Source organism: Arcobacter caeni, from assembly GCF_003063245.1.
GTDB classification, from domain to species: domain Bacteria; phylum Campylobacterota; class Campylobacteria; order Campylobacterales; family Arcobacteraceae; genus Aliarcobacter; species Aliarcobacter caeni.
Map to the genome: position 1 here is coordinate 21,440 of NZ_MUXE01000020.1, position 9,963 is coordinate 31,402.

Consider the following 9,963-nt stretch of genomic DNA (forward strand, 5'->3'; position numbering starts at 1 on the left):
GCTTTTGTGCTTTATAATAATATAAAAGCAGAACTTAACCAAATTTTATAACAAGGCCGACAATGTTAAACTCTTTAAAATCTGGTAATAGACTTAGAGTTGATTTTGCAAAAAATCCGCAACAAATTGAAATTCCAAACTTATTACAACTACAACAAACTTCGTATGATACTTTCTTAATGATAGGTCAAGGTGATAGAACTACTGCTGGAATTGAAAAAGTATTTAAATCTATTTTCCCGATTCATGATGTACAAAACCGAATTACACTTGACTATTTAGGTAGTGAAGTAGGTAAACCTAAATATGATGTAAGAGAATCTATGGTTAGAGGACTTACATATTCAATTCCTCTTAAAATTAATATTAGATTAACACTATGGGATTTAGACGAAAAAACTGGTGAAAAAATCGGTGTTAAAGATATGAAAGAACAATCTTTATTCATTAGAGAAATTCCTTTAATGACTGATCGAACTTCGTTCATTGTTAATGGTGTTGAAAGAGTAGTTGTAAATCAATTACATAGATCACCTGGTGTTATCTTTAAAGAAGAAGAATCAAATACTGCTGATAATAAACTAATTTATACAGGTCAAATTATTCCTGATCGTGGTTCATGGTTATATTTTGAGTATGATGCAAAAGATGTATTATATGTAAGAATTAATAAAAGAAGAAAAGTACCTGTAACAATTTTATTTAGAGCATTAGGGTATTCTAAAGAAGATATTATTAAATTATTCTACCCAATAGTAAATATTAAAATCAAAAATAATAAATTTTTAACTGAATTTAATCCTGATGATTTTATGGGAAGAATTGAATTTGATGTTAAAGATGACAAAGGTAATTTAGTAATTGGTGCTGGAAAAAGATTAACAGTAAGAAAAGCTAAAGCTTTAATTGAAGGTGGACTTAAATTAATTGAGTATCCTTTAGAATTATTAATGGATAGAAGTACAGCAAATACAATTTATGATCCAGAATCTGGTGAAGTTTTATTTGATTCTTTAACTAATCTTGATGAATTAAAATTAAAAAAACTTTTAGATTTAGGTTTTGAATCATTCGATATTGCAAATGACTTAGCAACAGGTATTGATAATTCTATTATTAATGCATTTAAAGCAGATGCTGAATCTTTAAAATTATTAAAACAAACTGAACAACTTGATGATGAAAATGATTTATCAGCAATCAGAATTTATAAAGTAATGAGACCAGGTGAACCTGTAACTAAAGAAGCAGCTAAAGAGTTTGTTAAAAAATTATTCTTTGATCCAGAAAGATATGATTTAACAAAAGTTGGAAGAATGAAAATGAATCATAAGTTAGGTGTAAATGTACCTGAGTATGTTACAACTCTAACTTATGAAGATGTTATTAAAACTGTTCAATACCTTGTTAAAGTTAAATCAGGTCATGGACATATTGATGATAGAGATCATTTAGGTAACAGAAGAATTAGAGCAATTGGTGAATTATTAGCTAATGAATTGCATGCTGGTTTAATCAAAATGCAAAAAGCTATTAGAGATAAAATGACTACTTTATCTGGTACATTAGAAGATATTATGCCTCATGATTTAGTTAACTCTAAAATGATTACTTCAACAATTACTGAATTCTTTACATCAGGACAATTATCTCAATTTATGGACCAAACAAATCCATTATCAGAAGTTACTCATAAAAGAAGACTTTCTGCACTTGGTGAGGGTGGACTTGTAAAAGAAAGAGCTGGATTTGAGGTAAGAGATGTTCATCCAACTCACTATGGAAGAATTTGTCCAGTTGAAACTCCTGAGGGTCAAAATATTGGTCTTATTAATACATTATCTACTTTCTCAAAAGTTAATGAGCTTGGATTTATTGAAGCTCCTTATAAAACTGTTGTAGATGGTCTTGTAACTGATGAGATTAAATACTACACAGCAACTCAAGAAGAAGGATTAGTAATTGCTCCTGGTTCAACAAAAGTTGATGAAAACGGAAAAATTATTGAATCTTTAATTGAAGCTAGAAAAGATGGTGAAATCTTATTGATGGAGAGAAGTAGTGTTGATTTAATTGATATTTCTTCTCAAATGGTTATGGGAGTTGCGGCTTCTTTAATTCCATTCTTAGAACACGATGATGCTAATAGAGCATTAATGGGTTCAAATATGATGAGACAAGCTGTTCCATTATTAAGACCAAATGCACCTATTGTTGGAACTGGTTTAGAAAAAACAGTTGCACGAGATGCATGGGAAGCAATAAAAGCAGGTCGTTCAGGACTTGTTGAAAAAGCTGATGCAAAAAATATTTATGTAAGAGGTGAAGATGAAAACGGTGCTTTCATTGATCATTATTCTGTAAATAAAAATGTAAGAACAAATAATAATACTTCTTTTGGTCAAAGAATAGCTGTAACTGAGGGTGAATTTGTAACAAAAGGTCAAGTTATTGCTGATGGTCCTGCTATGGATAAAGGTGAATTAGCTGTCGGTGTTAATGCAATGGTTGCCTTCATGCCATGGAATGGATATAACTATGAAGATGCTATTATCCTTTCTGAAAGACTTATTGAAGAAGATGCTTTTACATCTATTCATATTTATGAAAAAGAAGTGGAGTGTAGAGAATTAAAACATGGTAATGAAGAAATTACAAGAGATTTACCAGGTGTTAAAGAAGAATCAATTACTCATTTAGATAATTCTGGAATTGTTAAAATTGGTACATTTATTAAGCCAGGTATGATTTTAGTTGGAAAAGTTACTCCAAAAGGTGAAATTAAACCAACTCCAGAAGAAAGACTTTTAAGAGCAATCTTTGGTGAAAAAGCTGGACATGTTATAAACAAATCATTAGTTTGCCCTACATCAATGGAAGGTACTGTTGTTGATGTTAAAGTGTTTACTAAAAAAGGTTATGAAAAAGATGAAAGAGCAGTTGCAGAAATTGCATCTGAAAAAGCTGAATTAGATTTAAAACACCATGATAAACTTTTAATGCTTGATAGAGAAGAGATTTTAAAAATCAATGATTTATTATTAAAATCTAGTTTAACAAAAGATTTAGAATTAGATGAAGTTACATATAAAAAAGGTGAAACTATTCCTGTTGATGTATTAATGAATGTTAATAGATTTGCAATGAAAAAAGTTGTTTCTTCTTATCCGAAAGATATTGAAAATACATATAATGATATTAAAGAACATTTTATTAAACAAAAAGCTCATTTAAGAGATGAGCATGAAGAAAAACTTCAAGTTTTAGAACATGATGATATTTTATCTTCAGGAGTAATTAAACAAGTTAAAGTTTATATTGCAACTAAGAGAAAAATAAAAGTTGGTGATAAAATGGCTGGACGACATGGAAATAAAGGTATTGTTTCAAATATTGTTCCAAAAGTGGATATGCCATACTTAGAAGATGGTTCTACTGTTGATGTAATTTTAAATCCACTTGGAGTTCCTTCAAGGATGAATATTGGACAAATCTTAGAAGTTCACCTAGGATTAGTTGGTAAAAAACTTGGAGCTCAAATTCAAGAAGTTTTTGAAGCAAAAAAAGCTGATTTTATTGTTGAATTAAGAGCAAAAATGACAGAAATTGCATCTGTTGCAAAACTTATGAATGGTAAAGCATTTATGGATAAGTTAAGTGATGATGAATTAATTAAATATGGTCAAGATTGGGCAAAAGGTGTTAGATTTGCAACTCAAATCTTCGATGGTTTAAAAGAAGAAGAGTTTATTAAACTTTTTGAATTAGCAAAAATTGATACAGATGGTAAGTGTGTCCTTTACGATGGAAAAACTGGTGGTAAAATGATGGAAAGAGTAAATGTAGGTTACATGTATATGCTTAAACTTCACCACTTAGTTGATGAAAAAGTGCATGCTAGATCTACTGGACCTTACTCTTTAGTTACGCAACAACCAGTAGGTGGAAAAGCTTTATTTGGTGGACAAAGATTTGGAGAGATGGAAGTTTGGGCATTAGAAGCTTATGGAGCAACAGCTGTTCTTAAAGAAATGCTTACAACAAAATCAGATGATGTTGAGGGTAGAACTCGTGCTTATAGAGCTATTGCAAATGGTGAAAATGTTCCAAATTCAGGTGTTCCTGAAACATTCTTCGTATTGACAAAAGAATTAAAAGCTCTTGCATTAGATGTAGAGATTTTTGGAGAGGTGGAAAACAATGAGTAAAACTGTAAAATTATTACAACCTATTGAAATTAAAGAGTTAGAAAGACCGCAAGATTTTGCGGCTTTTCAATTAAGACTTGCAAGTCCAGAAAAAATACTTTCTTGGTCTTGTGGAGAAGTTAAAAAACCTGAAACAATCAACTATAGAACATTAAAACCTGAAAGAGATGGTTTATTTTGTGCGAAAATTTTTGGACCAGTAAAAGATTATGAATGTCTTTGTGGTAAATACAAAAAAATGAGATACAAGGGTGTTGTTTGTGAAAAATGTGGAGTTGAAGTAACTTCTTCAAAAGTACGAAGACACAGAATGGGACATATTGATTTAGTATCTCCAGTTGCTCATATTTGGATGGTTAGCTCACTTCCAACAAGAATTGGTACTTTATTAGGTGTTAAATTAAAAGACCTAGAAAGAGTATTATATTATGAAGCATATATCGTAAGTGAAGCTGGTGAAGCTTATTATGATAATGAAAAAACTAAAAAAGTTTTAAAATATGATATTTTAAATGAAGAACAATATAGAACAATTGCTGATTTATTTGAACACACTGGATTTGATGCAGCAATGGGTGGACAAATTGTTAGAGATTTATTAGAAACTATTGATTTATTTGAATTATTAACTATTTTAAAAGAAGAAATGGGTTCTACAAAATCAGAAGCAAAAAGAAAAACTATAATCAAAAGATTAAAAGTTGTTGAAAACTTCTTAAATTCTGGAAATAAACCAGAATGGATGATGCTTACTCAACTTCCAGTTCTTCCCCCTGATTTAAGACCACTCGTTTCACTTGATGGTGGAAAATTTGCAGTTTCTGATGTGAATGACTTATACAGAAGAGTTATTAATAGAAATAACAGATTAAAAAGATTAACAGAACTTGATGCTCCTGAAATTATTATTAGAAATGAAAAAAGAATGCTTCAAGAAGCAGTTGATGCTTTATTTGATAATGGTAAAACAGCAAATGCTGTAAAAGGTGCAAATAAAAGACCTTTAAAATCTTTATCTGAAATTATTAAAGGTAAACAAGGGCGATTCAGACAAAACTTACTTGGTAAAAGGGTTGACTTCTCAGGAAGATCTGTTATCGTTGTTGGACCTACATTAAATATGGACCAATGTGGTATTCCTAAAAAAATGGCATTAGAGTTATTTAAACCACATTTAATGGCTAAATTAGAAGAAAAAGGTTATGCAACAACTTTAAAAGCTGCAAAAAGATTAATTGAATCAGAAGCAAATGAAGTATGGGAATGTCTAAACGAAATCGTTGATGAATATCCAATTATGTTAAATAGAGCTCCAACTCTACATAAACTTTCTATTCAAGCTTTCCACCCAGTTTTAATTGATGGAAAAGCAATTAGATTACACCCGTTAGTTTGTGCTGCATTTAATGCAGACTTCGATGGTGACCAAATGGCAGTTCACGTGCCTTTATCACAAGAAGCAGTTGCAGAAGCAAAAATTTTAATGATGTCTTCTATGAACATTCTATTACCAGCATCAGGAAGAGCAATTGCTGTTCCATCACAAGATATGATTTTAGGTATTTATTATCTATCATTAGAAAAAGATGGTGTAAGAGGTGAACATAAATTATTTACTGATGTAAATGAAGTAAAAATTGCATTAGATATGAATAAAATTGATTTACATGCAAAAATTAGAACAAAATTGGATGATAAAGTTATTCATACAACTGTTGGAAGATTAATTATTCATGAAATTTTACCTGAGTTTGTACCAACAAATTTATGGAATAAAATTTTAAAGAAAAAAGATATTGGTACTTTAGTTGATTATATCTACAAACATGGTGGATATGAAGTAACTCCAAGATTTTTAGATAACTTAAAAAATTTAGGTTTTAGATATGCAACAGTTGCTGGTATTTCTATTTCAATTGATGATATTAGAGTTCCTGAAACAAAAGTTGGACATATTACTAAATCTAAAAAAGAAGTTATTGAAGTTCAAAAACAATTCTCTCAAGGTTTATTAACTGAGCAAGAAAGATATAATAAAATTATTGATATTTGGACAGAAGTTAATAACAGACTTGGTTCTGAAATGATGGAATTAGTTAAAACTGATAAAAATGGATTTAACTCTATTTATATGATGGCCGATTCAGGGGCTAGGGGTTCTGCAGCTCAAATTAGACAGCTGTCTGGTATGAGGGGACTTATGGCAAAACCGGATGGTTCTATTATTGAAACACCAATTATTTCAAACTTTAGAGAGGGTCTTAATGTACTTGAGTACTTTATTTCAACTCACGGAGCCAGAAAAGGTCTTGCGGATACAGCGTTAAAAACAGCAAATGCTGGATATTTAACAAGAAAACTTATTGATGTTTCTCAAAATGTAAGAATTACAGTTGAAGATTGTGGAACTCATGAGGGTATTGAAATTACTGATATTACTTCTGGTAATGAATTAATTGAGAGTTTAGAAGAAAGAATCACAGGTAGAGTTATAGCTGAAGATATTATTGACCCAATTTCAAATGAGATTTTATTTGCTGAGGGAACTTTAATAACAGAGGAAGATGCAAAACTTGTTACTGAAGCTGAAGTTAAATCTGTGGTAATTAGAACTCCATTAACTTGTAAAGTTGAAAATGGATTATGTTCAAAATGTTATGGTCTAAACCTTGGTGAGCAAAGAAAAGCAAAACCTGGAGAAGCTGTTGGAGTTGTTGCTGCTCAATCTATTGGAGAGCCAGGAACTCAGCTAACGCTACGAACTTTCCACGTTGGGGGAACTGCAAGTGCTACTCAAACTGAAAGAGAATTAAAAGCTGATAAAGAAGGTTTCATTAGATATTACAATATTAAAAAATATGTAAAAGCTGATGGAAAAATCATTGTTGCAAATAGAAGAAATGCTGGTCTTTTATTGGTTGAACCAAAAATCAATGCACCATTTAAAGGTAAAGTTACAGTTGAAACTTTACATGAAGAAATTATTTTAACTATTACAAATTCAAAAGAAGAGAAAAAATACTTCTTAAGAAAAAATGATGTTGCAAAAGCAAATGAATTAGCTGGTATTTCTGGAAAAATCGAAGGTAAATTATATTTACCATATAAAGATGGTGAAGAAGTTGAGCAAAATGAGTCAATTGTTGAAATGATTAAAGATGGATGGAATATTCCAAATAGAATTCCTTTTGCTTCTGAATTAAAAGTTGAAGATGGTGCTCCTATTACTTCAAAAATAATTTCTGGTGCAAAAGGACTAGTTAAATATTATAAATTAACTGGTGATTATTTAGAAAGAAGACATGACATTAAAGCTGGTGATGTTGTTACAGAAAAAGGTGTATTTGCTGTAATCGTTGATGGTGAAGATAGAGAAGCGTTAAGACATTATGTAGCACGAGGTTCATTAATTGAATTAAATGATAATACAGAAGTTGAAAAAGATTCAGTTATTACTACACCAAAAACATCTGAACAAGTTGTAATTGCAGAATGGGATCCATATGCAAATCCAACTATTGCAGAAAAAGCAGGAACAATTTCTTTTGAAGATATTATTCCAGGACTTACTGTATCAGAACAATTTGATGAATTAACAGGAACTTCTAAACTAGTTGTTAATGAGTATATTCCAAGTGGATATAAACCTACAATTATTTTAGCAACTGATGATAAAGAGATTATTAGATACTCTTTAGATCCAAAGACTTCATTGAATGTGGCTGAGGGTAAAAGAGTTGAAGTTGCAGATATTATTGGTAAAACGCCAAAAGCAACTCAAAAATCAAAAGATATTACAGGGGGGCTTCCAAGAGTTTCTGAATTATTTGAAGCAAGACGACCAAAAAATATAGCTGTTCTTGCATCATTTGATGGTGTTGTATCATTTGGAAAACCATTAAGAAATAAAGAAAGAATTATTATTTCAGATGGTATAGGAAACAATACAGAATATTTAGTTGAAAAATCTAAACAAGTTCTTGTACATGAAGGTGAGTTTGTTCATGCTGGTGAAGCATTAACAGATGGTCAAACATCTCCTCATGATGTATTAAGAATTCTTGGAGAAAAAGCACTTCATTACTTCATTGTTTCAGAAGTACAACAAGTGTATAGATCTCAAGGGGTAAATATTGCTGATAAACATATTGAGGTAATTACATCTCAAATGTTAAGACAAGTTTCTATTTTAGATGGAGGAGATACTAAATTCATTATTGGTGATATGGTTTCTAAAAAAAGATTTAAAATTGAAAATGCAAAAATTATCAAATTAGGTGGGAATCCAGCTATTGCAGAACCTTTATTATTAGGTATCACAAGAGCTGCTGTAACATCAGATTCTATTATCTCAGCTGCATCATTCCAAGAAACTACAAAAGTTTTAACAGAAGCTGCAATTAGTGCAAAAATGGATATGTTAGAAGACTTAAAAGAAAATGTTGTTATTGGTAGAACAATTCCTGTTGGAACTGGTCTTTACAAAAACCAAAAAATTAAATTTTCTGAACATTAATCTTATTCAATAGGGGCTTCCCTATTGGATTTTACTCTTATGGATATATTCTTATTACTTTTTATTTTTATTTCTCTTGAATTTATTGAATCAAATTGGCAAAAATCCGACTCTTTATATGGAGTTTTGATTAACAATTTTTTACTTTTCAAAAAAAATATTTTTATCTATTTTATTATGCATATAACTTTCTTTTACACAATATTTTTATCTTTTTATTTTACTAATTTTGGTTTTTGGATGAGTTCAATTTTTATTGTGAAATTTTTAGACATAAGTTTTAAATTAGTAATTATGAAGAAGCTATCTAATGGAGTTTCTATTGAAGAAATAATGGCAATAAATGTAAAAATGACACCTATGTTAAGATATTTTAATGTGATTGTATATCCATTGACTTTTTTATTTGCTATCAAAATGATATAAATTAATTTTATCATTTTATTATTATGATAAAATGTTAAAGTTAAACAAAAAAAGGAAAATAAATGCAATATTTAGTAATAGCTTACGATAACGAAAATGCACTAGAGAGAAGATTAGAATCAAGAGAAGCTCATATTGAGGGTGTAAAGAAATTAATCTCTGAAGGTAAAATAATAAATGCTGGTGCATTAATTGAAGATGATGTAATGGTTGGATCAACTTTATATATAAATTTTGAAACAGATGATGAATTAGACGAATGGTTAGAAAATGAACCTTATGTAAAAAATAATGTTTGGAATATGGATGAATTTCAGATAGTTCCTATGAAAATGCTTCCTAAACAATAAATATAAATCTTTAAATATCTCATAAAACTCGACAAATTGGACTTTTTATAGTTTCAATTTGTCTCAAATAAAATCAATATATTTACTCAAAGCACAGTTTTACAACAGTACAATTGAGAGTATAAAAAATATTTTAAAAATGCTGTACTGTCATTATTAAAATAATAAGTAAAAACTTACCGAATTAGAATTAAAAAAGTATAAATAAGAAAAAAGATTATGATCTAAGTGATGATGGACTTTATTTTATCGTGAGAAAAAATAGTTCTAATTCTTTTAGATTAGATTTTAGATATGGTGGAAAGTGATTATAATGAGTTTATTACCCTCCCATTAGGTAGTGTTCATCATTCTGTGTCAGCCTAGATAATTCCTAAAATTCTATCATAAATTTAAAGCATCATCAAGCCGTCCATCAAAGTGGATGGCTAGTTGTGAAATTGTTAAGCTCCAATTTCTTATT

General features: G+C 29.7%; 4 protein-coding genes. All 4 read left to right on the forward strand.

Features of this window, described 5'->3' with window-relative positions:
* Positions 1 to 62: 62 nt before the first annotated feature.
* Positions 63 to 4,208, forward strand: a complete 4,146-nt coding sequence (gene rpoB, locus B0174_RS10915) for a DNA-directed RNA polymerase subunit beta (RefSeq protein WP_108560794.1) — start codon at positions 63 to 65, stop codon at positions 4,206 to 4,208.
* Positions 4,201 to 8,724, forward strand: coding sequence for a DNA-directed RNA polymerase subunit beta' (gene rpoC / locus B0174_RS10920; protein ID WP_108560797.1), 4,524 nt, complete (start codon positions 4,201 to 4,203; stop codon positions 8,722 to 8,724). Before rpoB ends, rpoC begins: the two co-directional genes overlap by 8 nt.
* Positions 8,725 to 8,964: 240 nt before the next feature.
* Positions 8,965 to 9,150, forward strand: a complete 186-nt coding sequence (locus tag B0174_RS12395; RefSeq protein ID WP_228156456.1) for a hypothetical protein — start codon at positions 8,965 to 8,967, stop codon at positions 9,148 to 9,150.
* A gap of 62 nt (positions 9,151 to 9,212) precedes the next feature.
* Complete coding sequence (locus B0174_RS10930) at positions 9,213 to 9,500, forward strand: YciI family protein (protein WP_108560800.1); 288 nt, start codon at positions 9,213 to 9,215, stop codon at positions 9,498 to 9,500.
* The last annotated feature ends 463 nt before the right edge of the window (positions 9,501 to 9,963 follow it).

Excerpts from the sequence above, each read along its gene's own strand:
- rpoB (WP_108560794.1), top strand. The coding sequence starts at position 63 with ATGTTAAACTCTTTAAAATCTGGTAATAGACTTAGAGTTGATTTTGCA.
- B0174_RS10930 (WP_108560800.1), top strand. The coding sequence starts at position 9,213 with ATGCAATATTTAGTAATAGCTTACGATAACGAAAATGCACTAGAGAGA.
- rpoC (WP_108560797.1), top strand. The coding sequence starts at position 4,201 with ATGAGTAAAACTGTAAAATTATTACAACCTATTGAAATTAAAGAGTTA.
- B0174_RS12395 (WP_228156456.1), top strand. The coding sequence starts at position 8,965 with ATGAGTTCAATTTTTATTGTGAAATTTTTAGACATAAGTTTTAAATTA.